Source organism: Sphingobacterium sp. Mn56C (genome assembly GCF_049319645.1).
Taxonomy (GTDB): domain Bacteria; phylum Bacteroidota; class Bacteroidia; order Sphingobacteriales; family Sphingobacteriaceae; genus Sphingobacterium.
The window spans coordinates 115,155-134,575 of record NZ_JBMOUC010000006.1; the positions used below are offsets into that span (position 1 = coordinate 115,155).

17 protein-coding genes are annotated in these 19,421 nt (G+C 41.0%); 8 read left to right on the plus strand and 9 right to left on the minus strand.

The window, feature by feature from the left end; genetic code table 11:
• Positions 1 to 129: 129 nt before the first annotated feature.
• The 5 genes from ACL9RF_RS14475 to ACL9RF_RS14495 all read right to left on the minus strand — a co-directional run bounded on the left by ACL9RF_RS14475 (position 130) and on the right by ACL9RF_RS14495 (position 6,717).
• Positions 130 to 2,802 (minus strand): carboxypeptidase-like regulatory domain-containing protein, encoded by a 2,673-nt coding sequence (locus ACL9RF_RS14475; RefSeq protein WP_422801350.1) that lies wholly within the window; start codon positions 2,800 to 2,802, stop codon positions 130 to 132.
• Between the two features lies 1 nt (position 2,803).
• On the minus strand, positions 2,804 to 3,745 hold the full coding sequence (locus ACL9RF_RS14480) for a GLPGLI family protein (RefSeq protein ID WP_422801351.1): 942 nt from the start codon (positions 3,743 to 3,745) through the stop codon (positions 2,804 to 2,806).
• Positions 3,746 to 3,847: 102 nt separating this feature from the next.
• Positions 3,848 to 4,750: a tRNA (adenosine(37)-N6)-dimethylallyltransferase MiaA gene (gene miaA / locus ACL9RF_RS14485; RefSeq protein WP_422801352.1), complete on the minus strand. Its 903-nt coding sequence runs from the start codon at positions 4,748 to 4,750 to the stop codon at positions 3,848 to 3,850.
• Positions 4,747 to 5,919 (minus strand): Gfo/Idh/MocA family protein, encoded by a 1,173-nt coding sequence (locus tag ACL9RF_RS14490; protein ID WP_422801353.1) that lies wholly within the window; start codon positions 5,917 to 5,919, stop codon positions 4,747 to 4,749. The genes miaA and ACL9RF_RS14490 overlap by 4 nt, the downstream gene beginning before the upstream one ends.
• Before the next feature lie 54 nt (positions 5,920 to 5,973).
• Positions 5,974 to 6,717, minus strand: a complete 744-nt coding sequence (locus ACL9RF_RS14495) for a hypothetical protein (protein ID WP_422801354.1) — start codon at positions 6,715 to 6,717, stop codon at positions 5,974 to 5,976.
• 75 nt (positions 6,718 to 6,792) lie between these two features.
• On the opposite strand from ACL9RF_RS14495, the gene def reads away from it, so the two are divergent.
• A complete protein-coding gene (def, locus tag ACL9RF_RS14500) occupies positions 6,793 to 7,380 on the plus strand; it encodes a peptide deformylase (protein WP_422801355.1) in 588 nt (195 codons plus the stop codon).
• A 112-nt stretch (positions 7,381 to 7,492) separates the two neighbouring features.
• Here def and ACL9RF_RS14505 read toward each other — a convergent pair whose 3' ends face one another.
• On the minus strand, positions 7,493 to 8,200 hold the full coding sequence (locus ACL9RF_RS14505) for a response regulator transcription factor (protein WP_422801356.1): 708 nt from the start codon (positions 8,198 to 8,200) through the stop codon (positions 7,493 to 7,495).
• A gap of 5 nt (positions 8,201 to 8,205) precedes the next feature.
• On the minus strand, positions 8,206 to 9,456 hold the full coding sequence (locus tag ACL9RF_RS14510) for a sensor histidine kinase (protein WP_422801357.1): 1,251 nt from the start codon (positions 9,454 to 9,456) through the stop codon (positions 8,206 to 8,208).
• 303 nt (positions 9,457 to 9,759) lie between these two features.
• Here ACL9RF_RS14510 and ACL9RF_RS14515 point away from each other — a divergent pair, with 303 nt between their 5' ends.
• Positions 9,760 to 11,169, plus strand: a complete 1,410-nt coding sequence (locus ACL9RF_RS14515) for an alpha-L-fucosidase (RefSeq protein WP_422801358.1) — start codon at positions 9,760 to 9,762, stop codon at positions 11,167 to 11,169.
• Between the two features lie 70 nt (positions 11,170 to 11,239).
• Here the strand turns inward: ACL9RF_RS14515 and ACL9RF_RS14520 are convergent, their stop codons facing one another.
• Together ACL9RF_RS14520 and ACL9RF_RS14525 are read right to left on the minus strand one after the other, a co-directional pair.
• Positions 11,240 to 12,292: a sugar phosphate isomerase/epimerase family protein gene (locus tag ACL9RF_RS14520; protein ID WP_422801359.1), complete on the minus strand. Its 1,053-nt coding sequence runs from the start codon at positions 12,290 to 12,292 to the stop codon at positions 11,240 to 11,242.
• A 75-nt stretch (positions 12,293 to 12,367) separates the two neighbouring features.
• Complete coding sequence (locus ACL9RF_RS14525; protein WP_422801360.1) at positions 12,368 to 13,591, minus strand: glycosyltransferase; 1,224 nt, start codon at positions 13,589 to 13,591, stop codon at positions 12,368 to 12,370.
• Between the two features lie 74 nt (positions 13,592 to 13,665).
• Between ACL9RF_RS14525 and ACL9RF_RS14530 the strand changes: the two genes are divergently transcribed.
• The 6 genes from ACL9RF_RS14530 (at position 13,666) to apaG (ending at position 19,340) form a co-directional block, all read left to right on the plus strand.
• Complete coding sequence (locus ACL9RF_RS14530; RefSeq protein ID WP_422801361.1) at positions 13,666 to 15,402, plus strand: GMC family oxidoreductase; 1,737 nt, start codon at positions 13,666 to 13,668, stop codon at positions 15,400 to 15,402.
• A gap of 3 nt (positions 15,403 to 15,405) precedes the next feature.
• Positions 15,406 to 16,032, plus strand: a complete 627-nt coding sequence (locus tag ACL9RF_RS14535) for a gluconate 2-dehydrogenase subunit 3 family protein (protein ID WP_422801362.1) — start codon at positions 15,406 to 15,408, stop codon at positions 16,030 to 16,032.
• 181 nt (positions 16,033 to 16,213) lie between these two features.
• Positions 16,214 to 16,795: a tRNA-(ms[2]io[6]A)-hydroxylase gene (locus ACL9RF_RS14540; protein WP_422801363.1), complete on the plus strand. Its 582-nt coding sequence runs from the start codon at positions 16,214 to 16,216 to the stop codon at positions 16,793 to 16,795.
• A 73-nt stretch (positions 16,796 to 16,868) separates the two neighbouring features.
• Entirely contained in the window at positions 16,869 to 17,900 is a 1,032-nt protein-coding gene (locus ACL9RF_RS14545; protein WP_422801364.1) for an Atu2307/SP_0267 family LLM class monooxygenase, read from the plus strand.
• Between the two features lie 97 nt (positions 17,901 to 17,997).
• The gene (locus tag ACL9RF_RS14550) at positions 17,998 to 18,879 is read left to right on the plus strand and encodes a DUF4349 domain-containing protein (RefSeq protein ID WP_422801365.1); all 882 of its coding nucleotides are present in this window, start codon (positions 17,998 to 18,000) and stop codon (positions 18,877 to 18,879) included.
• Positions 18,880 to 18,953: 74 nt separating this feature from the next.
• Complete coding sequence (gene apaG, locus ACL9RF_RS14555; protein ID WP_422801366.1) at positions 18,954 to 19,340, plus strand: Co2+/Mg2+ efflux protein ApaG; 387 nt, start codon at positions 18,954 to 18,956, stop codon at positions 19,338 to 19,340.
• The last annotated feature ends 81 nt before the right edge of the window (positions 19,341 to 19,421 follow it).

Below are 19,421 nucleotides of genomic sequence, written 5' to 3' on the forward strand. Positions count from 1 at the left end.
TGCATACCTTACTATGTCGTTCAGGCTAAACCATAAGTATGCGGCTAGCAATGGCAATAATACCCCAATATCTGCCAAAAAAAGGGCACCAACTTTTTCCTTGGCACCCAATTAACTAAACAAAACGAATTACTTAAAATTAAACACCGCCTTGAATACAGCCATCCTACCGCGAAGCTCATACCGGTTCTGAGCCTGCATATTGGCAGATATGGTATAGGTTTCAAAGGTCTTTATATTGGCCATATTAGTAAGGTTCAACTCGAAATCGGTATTCCATTTTTTGTGCCTGTACCGCACAAAAGAGTCGAAAAATAGGTAGTTAATATCTTTCAACCCCGGTTGATGGGAGAATATATGGCGTGCAGCCATACGCACATGAAGCACTTTAAAAACATAAACCGGAAATGACAGGTGCTGCACTGTATTAAAAGTATTCCTATCTAACCCTGCAGTGCCACCACTTTGGCGCGCACTTGTCCAGGATAGGTTGCTGGTGTAATTTAGGTTTAGGTTGTTTACAATTTTAATATCCATCGACGGACTTAAACCGTAGGTTATGTTTTTAAAAGGCAACAGTTCATGGTTAAAAAGCTGGTTATAATCGACCAGGCTCCAGGAGGCATTTAGTTTAATACTACTCGCTAATGCGAATAGATACTTGTCGAAACCTACCGATGCTGCGTAGGTATTTACCCGGTTATCTTGCTTTAATAGTTCGGTTTCTGTTGTCGTATCGGATACTGTATTGGATACTATATTACTCGATGTAGATTGAACATAACGTATACCGAAATTTAAAAATAACAGCTGTAGGCTGCGCCCGAATTTATAGTTTACATCAAAATTATTATTTACATTTTCGTTTAGCGTTCCGCTATTACGGGCTATTGTTCGGTAGTTTTTAATCAGCAAGCCACGATACAGGTCTGCAATGTTACCAAATGAAGTATTCCGCTGGTACGAAAATGTCCACTCGTCTTCCATACCAACGCGATACTTGGCGTTAAAACTCGGGTTAAAAAGCAGCTTATTGCTCTTTTCGTGCAATTCGTAGCGTTGATCTTTATAGTCGGTATTTTGCAGGGCCAATGGAAGCACTAAGCGCGATGAAAACCGGTTTTTACGCCATTCATACTCCGCGTTAATATGCACTCTATACCGCAACCAGCGCATATCATTTACCGTAGAGTCTACTGCCGGAGATTGCCAAATATCCCCTTTCCGCAAGTCTATCGCGGATTTTAAATGCTGACTTTCCAGCATGGTTTCTACAGCATAGTACTGCCCTATACGACCATTAGGCAAACGGTAGCCCACCTGTCCGCGCGTAAAAAAGCTCGGTACTTCGACCTGTTGTAAACTTTCGTTGTAATTGACATTGTCGTTTAACAGATGCTCAAAAAGCCCGGGCTGCAGTGTCAACGACTGCGGTTTATTGCCATAGTTTACATACCACTTAGCCTGTATAATATGGCCATTAGCAAGTGCTGGCACATAGTCTATACTATTGGAGAAGCCGCGAACGCTATGCCTGCGATTAACCCCTATTACACGGTCGTTACCCTGAATATCCGCGCGAGCCTGTTCATTTTCATACTCCAGGGATAAGGTATTTTTAAAATACTGCTTATCCGCATTGCGCTCCAAATTAATATACCAGGCAGACAACCATTTTATCGCATCAGCGGCCTGCTGTTCATCAAATGAAATACTATTTTTACCGTCGTTATACGTCGTTGTAGTGGCAAAATCACGTTCATTTTTATCAAATACGGCCTGTAGATTCGTTTTTATCTGCCAGTTATTTTTCTTGTTTATAAGGTAGTTTGCAGATAAGGCGCCCGAGTTGTTCCTATAGTAAAGCTGCTTTGGCAGCATGGGTGCCGATACCGTACCTAGGGAGAGCATATTGTCTACAGGCGAAGCGCCCATTTTTGCTAAAATACTCTGACTGTTAAACCCGAAAAAATCGGCACTTAAATCGTGCCCCACATTATTGCCCTGCAAAGCATTGATCATTTTATGCTTCTTATTGAATAAAATACTGTTTACTTCTACATCGTATTGATGCGGTAAACCTGCGCCCAATTTTACCTGCCCTGTAAGGGCGAGTTTAGCCTCATCCTTTAGCACGAGATTTAGCGCTACATCATCGCTGTAGCGTTTGTTCTTCAATACCTTCATATGTTCATGGTTGTTCAATACCTGCACATCCTGAACCATTTTATGTGAAATGGTTTTAGAGCCTATCGTATAACGGTCGTCTAAAAGATCATCACCATCAATGTAAAAGTTCGAAATCGACTTCCCTTGGAACTTTATACGGCCATTTTCCGATACCTCCATCCCTGGCATACGGCGAATTACCTCTGCTATAGAGCGGTCTTCCTCCTTAGCAAAGGCACTTACATTATAAGATAAAGTATCGCCTTGCCTTTGTATAGCCGGTCGACTTTTAATGACGATAGAATCCAGCAGAATAGCCTGCTGTTCCATTTCAATTCGCAGGTCTACCAGCCTGGTCTCCACAGGGAACACCATTTTTTTATAGCCCAAATGATTAATTTCTAAAATAGCCCCTTTAATATCCTTGTCGGTAGTAAGCACAAAGGAGCCATTAGCATCGGTGGTTTTAAAGGCGATAACATGTCCCTCTTCCGATTTAAGCATGACGGTTATGGCTTTTAACTGAACCTTGGAACTCTTATCCAGCACGACGCCATTTATATGCTTTTGCTGTGCAGATATGGGGTTCGTAAATAGCCAAAAGAATAGTAATAGAATAGCCCTATTCCACATACTATTCGTCGATTTCGATTGGGTTGTTTGTCAGCTCAGAAGGTTTATAGCCCTCTTCGTTTTTTATCGTAATGGATGTTAATTTATTCATTTCCATAGCGCCAGCACTACTGCCACTTCTTCCTGTAACGGTAAAGGAATTTCCTCCCGCAGGCGTCCCCGCTGTCGAAGCTGTTCCGGATGAGGATAGAATTACGCTCGCTTTTCCTCCATTCGCAGCAGAGCTTTGCTTTGCCTGTATATAAGCCATAGGATTGGCCTTGAATGCCTTCTCTAGCTTCTCGACCTCTGCTGGGGTAGATTTTATGGCTGCATCCGAGGGGCCAAAAGCAACTTTACTGTCCGCCGAAACCTTATCAAAACCTAAATACGTAAACGACACTTCATTCTTATCATCATGCGCCGAAAGAATCAACCCTGGCAAGCCATGTAATTTCCAAGGGCCAAAGCTAAAGGGCAATTCGGTCGTAAACCAAGCCACGTAATTTCGTCCGCGAAAGTTTGTAGTTGCTTTTTGACAAGTATAACCTCCGATATCTGTGGTTTCGTCCTGAATTTCCCAATCTTGCACTGGATACGTGCTAGCTAAGATAAACTCGTCCCGCGATATACGCACCACTTCCACCAGGCTATGAGCGGCAGGTTCCAATAAATAACTCTCTTTTATAGCATTGGTATTTTTACTAAAAACCACACGCCCCCCAAAATCGGCAGCCTCCATCTGTCGTTTTGTTTCTTCTTGCATCCGCGTGAGCGAATAACTGGTATACCAACTTTGACCATTTTCTAAATAGGTTACAACCTCATCGCGCGTAAACTTTTCCCGCTGCGTGGTATCATTCATGTGCTTAAAGGTATAATGAACCTTGGCTATAGGCCTCTCCTGCCCATATAATCCAATAATCCCTGAAGTAAATAGTAGGGTTAACAAGTATCTTTTCATAGTACATTTGATTAGTAAAACTAAATTACGAAAATTTCGTAGAATACAAATGTTATTTTTGATTTACTAAAAAAAAGCTACAATCCCCCGATAAAAAGATTATTAAAACCAATGAATACGAATACCATCTTTTTCCATTTTCCGGAAATACGTCATTTGGCGTTTTGCATAACGATGAATTTCGGTTTCTAATTTCGCGACAAAATCGGTATAAGATAACCGACGCTGGAGGTAATAAGCCATATACTTATACTCCAAGCCATAATACTCCAACTCCTCAAAGCTTAACCCATTCGCATGCAAGCGTTCAACCTCAGCCAGCATCCCTTGATCTAAACGATTCTTCAGCCTATCGCTAATACGCTGTCTACGTAATGCTAATGGAGGTTGCAAACCAATAACTGTTGCCGAATATGTCGGCAACACCTGCAGCTCTGCCATAGGGTTTGCCTGCAGCCAGCGGCTAATCTCCAAGGCCCGTATCATCCGCTTTCGCGAAGAAAAATCTACTTTGAAGCCTAATGGTAAAACCGCATCCGCCAATACGGATTTGCAGTACTCCTTACCATAGCCCTCGAACTGTGCTCTAAACTGCGGGTCAATGGGCACTTGTGTGTATGGCTTTTCATCCAGTAAGGCCTGTATATAAAAACCCGTACCTCCACAAACAATTACCCGCTTACCCTTGGCTTTAATAGCAGTAAAAGCCTGTTCAAAATCTGTTAAAAAACGCGACACATTATATTGTTCGCCAGGGTCTAAAATATCAATTAAATAATAAGGTATGTCCGCGTACTCGTTTAGGTCCTTTCCGGTACCAATATCCATGTGTCGGTATACCTGCCTAGAATCGGCACTTATAATTTCGGCATCTAACATTTGGGCCAGTTCGACAGCAAGTTTGGTCTTGCCACTAGCAGTTGGGCCCAAAATAATTAACATATCTTCAGACAGGAAAGACGTTTCCGTCTGAAGATATGCATATATGGCTTGGCTGTTTATCACAGCACAAATTTAGTCCATTTTTCGTTACCCTCATTACTTTTTACAACGGTATCGATAAAGGCCATACCACGAACACCATCGTTGACATTCGGGAAATCTAATTCCTCTGCTGTCGGTGTCCTGCCTTCACTCTTTGCCGATACGGTAAAAGCAAAATTCCGGTAGATATTACCAAAAGATTCTAATAACCCCTCTGGATGTCCCGCAGGAATACGGGTATTATGTGTTGCAAAAGAGCTTAACGTATACGGTGCAGCATAGTTATTTCCGGTACGGTAGATCTGACGTGGCTGGTCCAACATCTTAATAATTAAATTATTCGGATCTTCGTTTGCCCATTCTAACCCACCTTTTTCACCATAAACACGAATGCGTACTGCATTCTCTTCACCGGCAGAAATCTGTGATGCCATTAACACACCTTTAGCACCATTTTCAAAACGTAACAATACCGAACCATCATCGTCCATTAAACGCCCTTCTACAAAGGTGGTAAGATCGGCACATAACTCGGTAATACGCTGCCCGGTAACATACTCCGCTAAATGCGCGGCATGCGTACCGATATCGCCCATTACCAACGATTTACCTGACCGCTTAGGGTCTGCACGCCAAGCTGCGCCAGCATTACCCTCGCGCTCCGACAAGCGGCTTAACCATCCTTGTGGATATTCTACCACGACTTTACGGATTTTACCAAAATGCCCTTCTTTCACCATAGCTTTAGCCTGTTTCACCATCGGATATCCCGAATAAGTATGCGTTAAGCATAGTGTACGGCCGGTACGCTCGGCAATCTCCTGCAGCGACAGCGCTTCTTCTAAAGAAACTGTTATAGGCTTTTCTACCACCACGTCAAAGCCATTTTCCATTGCTAATTTCGCTGGAGGGTAGTGCAAAAAGTTGGGCGTAACAATTGTTAAAAAGTCCATACGCTCGCCTTCAGGCAATAGCGCTTCTTTTTCGATCATAGTCTGGTAATCTGGATATACCCTATCCTCGGCAACGAAAAGTTCTCTTCCTGATTCTTTAGAGATCACTGGATCGATACTGAATGCCCCGCACACCAGCTCAATCTTTCCGTCCATGAAGGCCGCAATACGGTGAACGGCGCCAATAAAAGCATCTTTTCCGCCGCCTACCATACCCATACGTAATTTACGTTTCATATAATAGTATAATTAAGTTTATTGTTGATAAGAATCTAAAATACTAAAATTTCATTATAGAAGACGTTTTAATTTTAAACTGCCCTTATTTGAAACATAATAATCTACTATCGCTGGCGCTCGAGACAAAGCAAAACGCTCTCCCTGATAGACGGCAAATTGTTGTGGTCCAATTTCGCCAACAACATGAAAACCAATAGCTTCTAAAGAGGAATCTTTACACCAATCCCTATCGGCATAGGTCATAATATCTTGTGGAGCAAAGTCTTTTATAAATGCATTTAGAAGTTTTGATATCCCTCCTATAACCAATGTATCATTTTTATGGCAGAAACGGATAAGTTCGAAAGAGCGATGTGCAGGCCCTAAATTTCTAAGAATACGCGCCCCGCTAAATACCGCTATCGACACCAGTTCGCCATCCGCAAATAGGCCATACCTATACTTGCCGGGCATCGCCCCTTGCAAGTGATGCGCATCGAGGAAATCCATCGTGACATTTTTATCCAGCCGTGCGACCACCGTTTCGCGCGCATAGATACGCTCGCCTAAACCATGCATACCGCGAAGGCGGTTTATGATTTTAACGGCACTAGAACCTAGTAAATCTACGTCCAAATGGATGGTAGGTACAGTAGAATGATCGGCCTGTCGAGCAGCCGTCGGAGCGTAGATCCATAACCACATTTTCCCTGTATATACGGCAATCTTATCGGGGTAAACCTGCTCATCCTGAAGCCCTACCCTTTGACGCAAAAGCACCATAAATCTGGCTATTCTTTCATCCAATTCTAACATCGCATCAAAATTACAAATTATTCCTGCAGTTCCTTATCGTAAATTATTGGTAACTTTACCGCACAAATTTGCAAGATGAAATTACCTATAGTAGCATATGGCGATCCTGTATTAAGGAAAAAAGCCGAAGAAATTGACGAAAATTACCCCAATTTAAAAGAACTTATCGACGATATGTTCGAAACCATGTATAATGCAAGAGGCGTAGGATTGGCAGCACCGCAGGTTGGCTTACCGATTCGTATGTTTGTGGTAGACGGCTCTCCATTTGGGGAAGATGAGGAGGACGAACCTGGCGACCCTAGTGTTATCGGTTTTAAAAAAGTGTTTATCAATCCGATTATTATCGAAGAAACGGGTGAAAAATGGTCTTTTAACGAGGGCTGTCTTTCTATCCCTGATATTACCGAAGAGGTAATGCGGCCGGCAAATGTATTGATCAATTACTTAGACGAAAACTTCGAAGAGCAGGAGGTTGAATTAACAGGTCTTGCTGCGCGAATCGTACAGCATGAATACGATCATATCGAAGGGAAGCTGTTTGTGGATAAACTGGCTCCGCTAAAAAAAACAATGCTTAGAGGCCGCTTAGACGCTATAACAAAAGGAAATATCCGTGTTTCCTACAAAATGAAATTTCCACAGCAGAAAAAAGGAAGGTAGCTGTTTCCGTATTTCGATGCGGTATATATAAGCCCTATATGGTATAGCAAATTAAGGTTAATTAAACCTACAAGACTGCTATATATGTAGGGCTTATCTTTTCGGTTAGGCATTACGAGACGACAAAAATATAACCTGCACCATAGACACTTTCAATCCTGATTTTATCCGCAGACTGTAGCATTTTTCGCAATCGTGAAACAAAAACCTCCAGACTCTTGCCACTGAAATAGTCGGTATTGCCCCAAAAACGCTGAAGAATATCTTTCTTTTGTAACAATAAATTTTTATTTCGCATAAAAAACTCCAAAATCTCGGCTTCACGAACCGTTAACTTCTGTTGCTTACCATTAGCAAGCTCCAAGATTAACCGGTCCAGGTAAAGCACAACATTACCTATATTTAAAGGCTCCTTCACCGTTTCTTCTAAGGGTTTTTCTACCTGTAATTTTAGCACATTTTTCAACTTCAGCACCAATTCTTCCATTTCAAATGGCTTACCGATATAATCTATAGCGCCAAGCTCCAAACCTAAAAGCTTACTTTTATTTTCCTGCTGCGCCGTTAAGAAAAAGAAGGCTTGGTTCGGCTTTATTCGCTGTAGCTGTTTAGCCAAATCAAAACCATCCATATGAGGTAGCTGTACATCAATTACCACAACTTTAAATGCCGTTGATTTACACTCTTCCAAAGCCTGCTCTGCCGATGGGCTCCATACCACCGAAATCTCCTTGAAACGCAAATATCGCGATAATACAAGCCCCAAATCGGGCTCATCTTCAACAAGTAATATATCTATATTCTGTTTGTCTGTAACCATACATCTTACCCTTTAATTGTAATTGGAATTTTAAGCACAAAACGGGTGCCTTTGTTCAGGTCCGAAAATACTTCAATTTGCCATTTCATTAAATCTAGCGAAGCTTTTACATAATATAAACCTAACCCCAGACCTAACCCTTTACCCAAGTTTGGCGCATTTGACTTACTGCGGTAAAATTTACCGAAAATAGCGTCCAGCTCCTGTGGCGCGATACCGACACCATTATCCTGCACACACAGCGCTATACCGGTAGCATTACGCTCCCAGTAAAAATGAACCGCTGGTTCGCCGCTGGTATTGAATTTATGGGCATTGGAAATTAAGTTATCTAGAATTGTAAAATACACACTTTCATCCAGCCATACCTGCTCATCATTTTCCAACGCGGTATACTGCACTTTTATTAAACCTAAATACCGAATAGAAAGATCTTTAAGCAGCATGGCTGTAACCACAGATATAGCAACATTGGTTTTTTCTAACACCTGATCTTCCAGACGAACAGCATCCATTACCTGCTGCACATATCGGCTTAAACGTAAAGACTGCCTTTCAATAACGGCGCCCATACTACCGATATCTTCTTCATTTAATAGCTTCCTTTCATCTTTCAAACTTTGTGCACATACCAATATGGTCGTAATTGGCGTATTAAATTCATGCCTTATATGGTTTAAAAATTCGGTTTTAAGCTCTGACTCTTTACGCTGATCGACCCAATTTCTATAGGTTAAATAATTGATCATTATCGTGAGGCCTATGCACAACAAGGAAAAAATAAATACCGGTAGCATATCGATCCATATCCGCAGCAAGCGGTTAGGATAATCGACAAAAAGACTATAGGTAAACCGGTATATCGTCGTGCTCCCTGCAGTTACCGAAAGCTGTAAAACTTTGTTATTTGGATTACAAAAGCTTAGTGTTCCTGCAATTTCGCCATTTACAGCAGATTGCCCATTTAAATATAGGGGATAGTATTCGTTACTATGCTCAACATACAATTCTATCTGCTCGAAACGCAGTTTATACACTAAACGGCTATCCAAATTATTCTTGCGGATTATCTGCTGTATAATACTGTCCATAGGCTGCTGTTCCCGCATTTTAGCGAAAAAAGCCTGCAGCACCGAATCTCTTTTCGTTTCATATTGTGCTGAACCGGATAATTTTAATTGCTTTAAATCGGGAAGATTCGGCTCCAGGTACGCAACAAACAGGTTATTTCCGCCCGGAAATAATTTCTCGTTCATTACATAGGTACCGTATGCTTTCTCTATCCTACTGGCTTGAAAATTCTGGAAATTTCGCTCCTTATATTGATAGGTATTAAAGACCAAAAAACCGATTAACAAACATAGCAAAACAGATATGCTTAGTAAAACCCATCTATAATACTTTGGATTATTGCGCCATATCATGCTATAAAGCTATAACAATTCTATAAATACCAAACAGCATTAAGCTTTTGTTAAGCATTTTTTAGGCTTCCGTTAAACACATGTTAATACATTTACTACTAGCTTTGTTAGTGTAATTCAATTATCTATATTTTTATGAAAAAATTATTCTCTTTATTGGCTGCTGCCATTGCCTTGGGTTTAGCGTCGCCTACTCAAACGCAGGCGCAGGTAAAGCCAGAAGCATTACGCAAACAGCAACTAGACTTCGTAAATTTAGGCTTCGGTATGTTTATACACTATGGTATGCCTACATTTATGGATCAGGATTGGTCTGACCCAAATGCGTCATTAAAACTATTCAACTCGCCAAAATTGGATGCTAACCAATGGGCTACAGCTGCGAAATCAGCTAATATGACTTACGGCTGTTTAACAACAAAACACCATAGCGGTTTTCCAATTTGGAACACCAAAACCACAGACTACAATGTTATGAATACGCCTTTTGGTCGTGATGTGGTGAAAGAATTTGCTGATGCATTTCGTAAAAATGGTCTTAAAGTTATGTTGTACTACTCTATTTTAGATACACATCAAGAAATTAGACCTAATAATATTACAAAAAGCCACATTCAATTGATTAAAGATCAATTAACCGAGCTATTGACAAACTATGGAGAAATTCACTCTTTAGTTATCGATGGCTGGGACGCACCATGGTCGCGTATATCGTATGATGATATTCCTTTTGATGATATTTATTACCATATAAAATCCTTACAACCAAACTGCTTGGTTATGGAGTTAAACTCGGCTAAATATCCAGGCGAAGCTCTTTTCTACTCCGATATTAAATCTTATGAACAAGGAGCAGGACAGTTTATCTCTAAAGAGCACAACAAACTTCCGGCGATGGCATGTTTACCGTTGCAGCAGAACTGGTTTTGGAAAAAATCTTTCCCTACAACTGCGGTGAAGGATGTAAAACAATTGGTAAACGAGTTTGTAATCCCTTACAACGATGCTTATTGTAACTTTATGCTTAACGTTGCTCCAAATGCCGATGGTTTAATGGACGAAAATGCATTGGTAGCCTTGAAGGAAATTGGTAAACTATACAAGCAAACACCAAAATACACTCAATTGCCAGCATACGAAGCCCCTATTGTTAGTAGCAATATTGCCAAAAAGGTATATAGCAATAGTAGCTGGAGTGATGATATGAATATTATGGATTTTGCAAATGATGATAACTTCGGGTCAGCCTGGGTATCCAATGCGGCAGCATCAACGGCTCCTTGGTATGAGTTAACTTTTGATCGCACAAAATCTTTTAATACAATTGTTATTACTGAAGGTAAAAATAACCCTGCAACCTACACTGTAGAGTATTTTAAAGACGGTAAATGGTATAACCTAAACGCAGCAGCAAAAGAACAAGGAAGAATTAAGATTTTCCGCTTCGATGCTGTATTGGGATCTAAAATACGTCTAAACATTAAAACGAAAAATGCGGCACAGGCAGTCCTTAACGAGGTTGGTGTGTACAACGAAAGACGCTAATAGAATCATACATTCAGCTTATAGACAATTTTCAAAACAAAGCGGCCGGGTAGATACCCGGCTCTTTGTTTTATAAGCCTAAAATAGATCTATTGAAAGCCGCATCAGCACCTGTAGAAGCAAAGTCATCAAATGCTTTATCGGTAACACGGATAATATGATCTTGAATAAATTTTGCCCCTTCTGTAGCACCGTCGATCTGATTTTTAATGGCACACTCCCACTCCATTACTGCCCAGCCATCAAAGTCATACTGCGTAAGTTTACTGAAAATTGTTTTGAAGTCTACCTGCCCATCACCCGGCGAACGGTACCTGCCAGCGCGGTTTAACCAACTTTGGTAGCCACCAAAAGTCCCCTGCTTACCTGTAGGGTTAAATTCAGAGTCCTTAACATGGAAGGCTTTAATTCTTTCATGGTAGAAATCAATATATTGTATATAGTCCAGCTGCTGTAAAACAAAATGCGATGGGTCGTATAACAAACAAGCACGCGGGTGGTTATCTACTTTTTCTAAAAACATCTCATAGGTAATACCATCAAATAAATCCTCGCCGGGATGTATTTCATAACATACGTCTACACCACATTCATCAAATGTATCTAATATTGGTCTCCAGCGGCGGGCAAGCTCCGTAAATGCTTCATCCACCAACCCTTCCGGGCGCTGTGGCCATGGATGGAAATATTGCCATAATAAAGAACCGCTAAAAGTTGCATGGGCTTTAAGGCCCAAATTTTCAGAGGCTTTTGCTGCATATTTAAGCTGCTGTATTGCCCATTCGGTACGTGCCTTAGGGTTATTTTTAACCTGATCTGGAGCAAACGCATCGAAAAGCTTGTCGTAAGCCGGGTGAACGGCCACCAATTGCCCCTGTAAATGTGTAGATAACTCGGTAATCTCCAAGCCTAACTCCTGAAGTTTGCCTTTATATTCATCCGCATAGGTTTTACTCAATGCAGCTTGCTGTAAATCGAAATACTTCGCATCCCCTGTTGGAATCTGTAGACCTTTAAAGCCTAAAGATTTTGCCCATACAGCGATATTTTCTATCGTGTTAAAGGGCTCTTCTTCCGAAATAAATTGTGCTAAAAAAATGCCTGGTCCTTTAATTGTTTTCATAAAATGATTTAGTGATATCTATAAAGATAGAATTTTATTCCTTGATATGCTATTCATTCCTAGCAAATTATGGCACTAGTTTTCCTTATTTTTGGCTGCAATCCAGAGCGACATATACTTGTTGGCATAATACTGTTGCTGTTGTAACAGCGATCCCCAAAAATTTCGTGCCCTAAATTCGGAAAGATCTAACTGCCTGTCTACAACCCATTTTAACAACTGCTCTCTTGGCGTTGTTGCAGCAAACTGCGCATTAAAAAGGGCAAAACCTGTATCCCTGCAACGTTCCCATAGGCTTTGATTAGCATATAGCTCTACCGCCTTCGTAACAAAATCGGTATAATCGTTACAAACAAAACCATTCCATTGCTCCCCCTTTGCCATGCCTTCTACGCCGACAGACGTGCTTACTGTAGGGGTACCCGCATACATGGAATCTACAAATTTACCTTTTTGCCCTGCCCCAAAAGGAATCGGTGCCAGCATTACCTTATAGTTTGCCAAACATGCGCGTGCATCCTCGGCTCTACCTTTTATAAAAAACTTTTCTGCAGGCTTATGCAACTGCAGTACCTTTTCTGTGGCATAAGCTCCATAAATATGCAGCTCGGCATCGGGAAGCTGCTTTCGCAACAGTGGCCATATGTTGCGTTTCAATACCTCTACGGTGCGCCAATTCGGTTCGTGTATAAAATTGCCTATAAAAACAAAGTGCTTACGCCCATCAAAAGAAGGGCTGTTTTGCTGAAAATCTGCTGTCAGTTTATCTTCTTGAAAGGGGTAATATAATAAACGCTCCGTTTCCATAGAGAACTCCTTTTCCAATAGCGCCATCTCTGCCTCCGAAATAATTAAAGCTACATCTGAGCGCAATATAGCGGGTATTTCTCGCTTCGCAATTTCATTTTTATACGATATTGCCGTTCCCTTTTTATAGGCCTCTTGCCGGGCATGCCTTACAAAATGTAAATCTTCGGTATCTAAAATTCGTAAAGCCTGCGGACAATTTGCGATCACCCGGCCTGCATATTGCTCCTCCACCATAAAACGATCAAAGACTACGACATCAGGAGCTAAGTCACGAATGAAGGTATCAAATGTATCATCATTCAATAATATAGGGTGTTCTTCTACTCCCATAGCGCTAAGGTCATGCGAATGTGCCGATTTACTTGCCGCCGAAGCAAAATGAACCTCGTGCTCTTTCAGAAACAATTGTATCAGCTGCAACATACGCCAACCTGCTGCTGATGAGGTAGGTTCTGGCCAGATAAAACCTATTAGTAATATTTTTAACATAAAGAGACCGCAAATTAGTTTTTTATTATCTTTATCGGTAATCACAAAATTAGACAATTAAATAAACCAAATTGATGACTTCTTTTCAAATTATTGAGGACAGTACCGTATACGATGCAATTGTAGTCGGTTCGGGTGCTGGTGGAGGTATGGCGGGCTATATCCTTGCCAACGCCGGTCTCAAGGTATTGATGTTAGAGGCTGGACCCTTTTTTGATCCTGCCAAAGATGCCTTGCAATTAAGATGGCCTTGGGAATCTCCTCGTCGAGGCGCGAGTACTACACGACCTTTCGGTGATTTCGATGCCGCCTTTGGCGGATGGCAGTTGGAAGGTGAACCGTACCAAACAGTAAAAGGAACCGAATTTGATTGGTTCAGAGCACGTATGTTGGGTGGCCGTACTAACCACTGGGGTCGTATTTCATTGCGTATGGGACCCGATGATTTTAAACCTAAAGATGGGGTCACAGATGCTTGGCCGATTACTTACGATGAAATCAAGCCTTTTTATGACCGTGTTGATAAAATGATTGGTATCTATGGTACCAAAGAAAATTTACATAATGAACCGGATGGTATTTTCCTTAAACCTCCTAAGCCGAAATTAAACGAGCATTATATTATGCGAGGGGCAAAAAAAGCAGGCGTAACGGTTATCCCTGGTCGTGGCTCTGTATTGACTGAAGCACTGCCGGGTAATAAAGACCGTGGTACCTGTTTTTATTGTGGCCAATGCGGGCGGTCGTGTAAGGTTTATGGCGACTTCTCCTCCTCTTCTTGTCTGGTAATTCCTGCCATGAAAACAGGAAACCTTACCGTAATCGATTGGGCTATGGTACGCGAGGTGTTAACCAATGATGAGGGACAGGCTACGGGCGTTTCTTATGTTAATGTTCAAGATAAAAAAGAATATTCTGTAAAAGCTAAAACGATTATTCTTGGTGCCAGCGCTTGCGAAAGTGCCCGCTTGATGCTTAATTCTAAATCTGCAGCTCACCCTTCGGGTATCGGAAATAGCAGCGGTTTAGTAGGTAAATATTTACACGACTCTACCGGTGCCGACTTGGGTGGTTTCTTACCGCAGTTGTTAGACCGTAAGCGGTATAACGAGGATGGTGTAGGCTCGGTACATATTTATTCGCCTTGGTGGTTGGGCGACAAAAAACTAAGTTTTGCGCGTGGCTACCACATCGAGTATTGGGGGGGAATGGGTATGCCGATGTATGGCTCCATGAACGGTACACCGAGTTTAAACAATATGGTACCTCGTACGGATGGCTTACCGCAAGAGAGTGGCGGTTATGGTGCTTCATTAAAAAGAGATTATCGTAGATTTTATGGTTCTGGTGTAGGGATGAGTGGTCGTGGAACGGCAATCGCACGTAAAGAAAACTATTGTGAGATTGACCCTAATGTGGTAGATAAATTCGGGATTCCAACTTTAAAATTTAATTATACTTGGTCGAACGAGGAAATTCAACAGGCCAAACATATGATCGACACTTTCCAGGAAATTATGCACGGCATGGATGCTATTATAACATCAAAAATACCTGGTGCAGATACGTTGTATGGTTTAGCGACGCCTGGAAAAATTATTCATGAAGGGGGTACTACGCGTATGGGCGACGATCCTAAAACTTCAGTTTTAAATAAATGGTGTCAGGCACACGATTGTAAAAACCTTTTTGTCGTGGATGCTGGCCCTTTTGTTCAGCAGGGTGATAAAAACCTTACCTGGACAATACTCGCTTTATCTATGCGTACAGCGGAATATATTTTGGAACAGAAAAATAAACTTAATAGCTAAGCCATGAATAGAAGAGATTCACTAAAAGCCCTAGGTTTGTTGGCCGCTGGTACAACAGCGGTGCTGGCCACAAACTCTTGTGATAGTAAACCCAAGCAAAATACGGCGGCAGACGCCACGGATAAGCTTCCTGGAGTGCAGGAATTTGAATACGAACGTACAAAAAAACTTCAGGAAGAGGTGTTTTTCGATGCGCATGAGATGGCAACCATCACGCTGTTGGTGGATATTATTATCCCTAAAGATGATATCTCCCCGGCAGCATCGGAGGTTGGTGTGCCGGCATTTATCGAATTTATTGTGAAGGATATTCCCGATCACAAACTTCCTATGCGTGGCGGCCTGAAATGGTTGGATATTCATGCACAGAAGAGGTATGGTGATGTTTTTTTAAAGATTAAAAACGATCAGCAGATCGCTATAATAGACGAAATCGCTTACCCTTCAAAGGCCAAACCTGAAGTGGCTCAGGGGGTAAGTTTCTTCAGCAGATTGCGCAACCTGACATCTTCGGGTTTCTATACTACTGAAGCTGGTATTAAAGATATCGGTTATATGGGGAATAGACCCGGCGTTTGGAATGGTGTTCCAGCAGATATTCTGAAGGAACATGGTTTCTTAGATGCGTAATATTAAGGATTAAAAAAAAGGGTTTTTCTTAGCAGAAAAACCCTTTTTTTAGGTATCTGGCCAATAGGGTATGGCATTCGGTAGCCCTTTACAGGCTGATGCCTACTTCTTCGCTTTACATAGGCTGGTTAAAGCGTGTTTAATTTCGTATTTTTGAACTTTCAATACAAAGCTTTTATTTATGTTAGGTTTAAAACTATTAACAGACCCTAGGTGGGCAAATATTGCGGAAACCAATATGGAAGAAATTCTTACAGACCATGCTTGGTGTGAGCAGAAGGCTGCTTCTAATGCGATTATGCTTATTACGCAAAATCCGGAATTTGAAGACCTAGTTCACGAGCTTACCGCAATTGCTTTGGAGGAGATGGAGCATTTTAAGATGGTCATTGAAATTATTAAACAAAGGGGGTATAAACTGGGGCGGGAACGAAAGGATGATTATGTGGGGCAGCTCCTAAAATTCTCTAAAAAAGACGGTTCCCGAAACATGGCTTTTATCGATCGTCTGTTGTTTGCTGCCATGATTGAGGCACGAAGCTGTGAGCGCTTTAGGGTGCTTTCAAAAAATTTGGAAGATCAGGAACTTGCTCAATTTTACCATGATTTGATGGTTTCTGAAGCCAATCATTACACCACATTCTTAAACTTTGCACGTAAATATTCTATCGATGTTGATGTCGATAAACGTTGGAAGGAATGGCTGGAGTTTGAAGGTCAACTTATTCAATCTTATGGTAATAAGGAATATATTCATGGCTAATATTTCTTAAACTATATTAAGTATTTGGTAGCTGTACTGGTTTAACTTTGTTCTTAGAAAAAGGAGATATAAAATGTTAGAACTAGGAATAGGAATGTTTGGGGACTTACAGGTGGACCCTACAACCGGAAAAATACAACCGGCGCAACAACGCCTTAAAGAGATTATTGAAGAGATAAAGCTAATGGATGAGGTTGGCCTGGACTTCTTTGGTATGGGTGAACATCACCGGGCTGATTACGCGGTTGCTTCCCCGGAGATTATTCTGGCGGCAGCATCTACTGTTACTAAAAATATAAAACTGGGTTCTGCAGTGTCTGTTATAAGTTCTACAGACCCCGTTAAATTATTCCAGGATTTTGCTACGGTAGACTTATTGTCTAATGGTCGTGCGGAACTAATGGCTGGACGGGGATCTTTCACCGAATCTTTCCCCCTATTTGGCTACGATTTAAAAGATTATAGCCTGCTTTTTGAAGAAAAGTTGGATTTATTGCTTAAGCTTAAATCTAATGAAACAATTAACTGGACGGGTAAATTCCGTAAGCCTTTAATAAATCAAGAAGTTTATCCACGTCCGACTAAAGATGGTCTTCCCATTTGGGTCGCTGTGGGAGGAACGACTTCCTCTGTGGTACGGGCCGGAAAATTAGGCCTTCCCGTTATGTTTGCGATTATTGGTGGTGCTTGGCAGCAGTTTAAGCCTCTTTTCGAATTGTATAAACAGACGTATTTAGATCATGGCCATGATTTAGAGCAATTCCAAGTTGGGGTACATATGCACGCTTTATTTGGCGATAATAGCCAGGAAATTGCCGACAAACTGTACCCGCTTTATAGTAGACAGATGAATCGTGTTGGTGCTTCAAGGGGCTGGCCTCCTTATCAGAAATCGCAATTTGACTTCGGTAGATCTCCACATGGCCATCTTATTGTGGGTGATGTAAATGAATCTGTTGAAAAAATATTGCATATTAAAGAGGAATTTGGTTTAACGCGTTTCTCGGCTCATATGGATATGGGAAGCCCTGACCATAAGGATATGATGAAGTCTATCGAGGTTTTTGGAACTAAAATTGCTCCGAAAATAAAAAGTTACTCGTAAATACCTAAAATGGCGCTTAAAAAGCGCCATTTCTGTTTAACCTGTGTGCTGTTATGGAAAATCGGTATTATTTGCATCCTTAACCAAACGAGCTACAATGAGAAGATATATTTTAACCTTTGCTATAGCTACAGCCCTCCTGTTTTTAGGCTGTGGCAATCGGAGTGCAGATATGCTGTCGACAGAAAATGTTGCCTTAAGTGATATTCCTGGCGATGCTGCTTTTGCTAAAGTAGATGCATCCCAAAGCCCTGTACCTGCCAACGCGGAAGAGCTAAACAAGGCTGATCTTGAGAACGTCGATCCAAAAACAACGGTTCAGGATAAAAAAATAATTCGTACGGGTAATATTTCGCTGGAAGCGAAGGATATTAAAAATACAAAACGTAGTATAGATGCTATGGTAAAAAAATACCAGGCTTATTACGAACAGGATAATATTTCTGCGGGCAATAGCTATACGAATTATAGCTTAACTGTACGTATTCCTGCTGCTAATTTTGAAGGGTTTTTAAAAGAATTGGAAAATGGTTCGGATAAAATTACCGAGAAATCCATGCAGGCCAATGATGTTTCCATGCAATATTATGATCTATCTTCGAGATCAAAAAGCAAAAGGATTTATCTAGATCGTTACCAAAAGATGGCCGGTAGTGCTAAGTCGGTTAAAGAGCTACTGGAAATCGAAGAGCAAATACGAAAATTACAGGAGGATATTGATAGTAACGAATCGATGTTACGTAACCTCTCCGGACAGGTGTCGTATAGTACGTTAAGTATAAATATTTATTACTCTGTATCGGGCAATATCTCTTCTCCAAATTCATTTGGATCAAAACTCAAAGAAGCTATAGGAAGTGGCGCTGCACTTATCGTCGATATCGTTATAGGCTTACTAAGTATTTGGCCTATTGTTGTGCTGCTTATCACAGGCGCTGTCTTGTTTTTACGTTGGAAGAGAAAAAGATTAAAAAACTAGAATACATAGAGCTAGGCACTAAATATTGGTGCTTAGCTTTTTTAATTTTTACTTTTTAATTTTTATTTTTGAGTATGATAACACAATCCACATCTGGAATTAAGGTATCGGTAGCGTGTATTTATCAGCCCGAATACTCGAATGCTGAAAATATGCATTTTATGTTTGCCTATCGTATTATTATCGAAAATCAATCGGATTATACTGCGCAACTCATCAGCAGACATTGGGATATATTTGATGCTATTGGCGAACATAAACAAATAGATGGCGAAGGTGTAGTCGGCGAACAGCCTATTTTATCTCCTGGCGCTTCGCATCAATATGTATCTGGCTGCAATCTAAAAAGCGAAATTGGCTATATGGAGGGGCATTACACCATGATACGAGAATTCGATAATAAAATCTTCCATGTAGAAATACCTAGGTTTAATCTTATTGCCAACTTTAAGTTAAATTAACAGGTCTTTGTAAAAAACTTGTCCTCCCCTGATTTTTATCCACATACACAATAAATAAATTACTTATTTTTGTGCTTGGAT

Excerpts from the sequence above, each read along its gene's own strand:
- ACL9RF_RS14475 (WP_422801350.1), bottom strand. The coding sequence starts at position 2,802 with ATGTGGAATAGGGCTATTCTATTACTATTCTTTTGGCTATTTACGAAC.
- ACL9RF_RS14480 (WP_422801351.1), bottom strand. The coding sequence starts at position 3,745 with ATGAAAAGATACTTGTTAACCCTACTATTTACTTCAGGGATTATTGGA.
- ACL9RF_RS14490 (WP_422801353.1), bottom strand. The coding sequence starts at position 5,919 with ATGAAACGTAAATTACGTATGGGTATGGTAGGCGGCGGAAAAGATGCT.
- ACL9RF_RS14495 (WP_422801354.1), bottom strand. The coding sequence starts at position 6,717 with ATGTTAGAATTGGATGAAAGAATAGCCAGATTTATGGTGCTTTTGCGT.
- def (WP_422801355.1), top strand. The coding sequence starts at position 6,793 with ATGAAATTACCTATAGTAGCATATGGCGATCCTGTATTAAGGAAAAAA.
- ACL9RF_RS14505 (WP_422801356.1), bottom strand. The coding sequence starts at position 8,200 with ATGGTTACAGACAAACAGAATATAGATATATTACTTGTTGAAGATGAG.
- ACL9RF_RS14510 (WP_422801357.1), bottom strand. The coding sequence starts at position 9,456 with ATGAACGAGAAATTATTTCCGGGCGGAAATAACCTGTTTGTTGCGTAC.
- ACL9RF_RS14515 (WP_422801358.1), top strand. The coding sequence starts at position 9,760 with ATGAAAAAATTATTCTCTTTATTGGCTGCTGCCATTGCCTTGGGTTTA.
- ACL9RF_RS14520 (WP_422801359.1), bottom strand. The coding sequence starts at position 12,292 with ATGAAAACAATTAAAGGACCAGGCATTTTTTTAGCACAATTTATTTCG.
- ACL9RF_RS14525 (WP_422801360.1), bottom strand. The coding sequence starts at position 13,591 with ATGTTAAAAATATTACTAATAGGTTTTATCTGGCCAGAACCTACCTCA.
- ACL9RF_RS14530 (WP_422801361.1), top strand. The coding sequence starts at position 13,666 with ATGACTTCTTTTCAAATTATTGAGGACAGTACCGTATACGATGCAATT.
- ACL9RF_RS14535 (WP_422801362.1), top strand. The coding sequence starts at position 15,406 with ATGAATAGAAGAGATTCACTAAAAGCCCTAGGTTTGTTGGCCGCTGGT.
- ACL9RF_RS14540 (WP_422801363.1), top strand. The coding sequence starts at position 16,214 with ATGTTAGGTTTAAAACTATTAACAGACCCTAGGTGGGCAAATATTGCG.
- ACL9RF_RS14545 (WP_422801364.1), top strand. The coding sequence starts at position 16,869 with ATGTTAGAACTAGGAATAGGAATGTTTGGGGACTTACAGGTGGACCCT.
- ACL9RF_RS14550 (WP_422801365.1), top strand. The coding sequence starts at position 17,998 with ATGAGAAGATATATTTTAACCTTTGCTATAGCTACAGCCCTCCTGTTT.
- apaG (WP_422801366.1), top strand. The coding sequence starts at position 18,954 with ATGATAACACAATCCACATCTGGAATTAAGGTATCGGTAGCGTGTATT.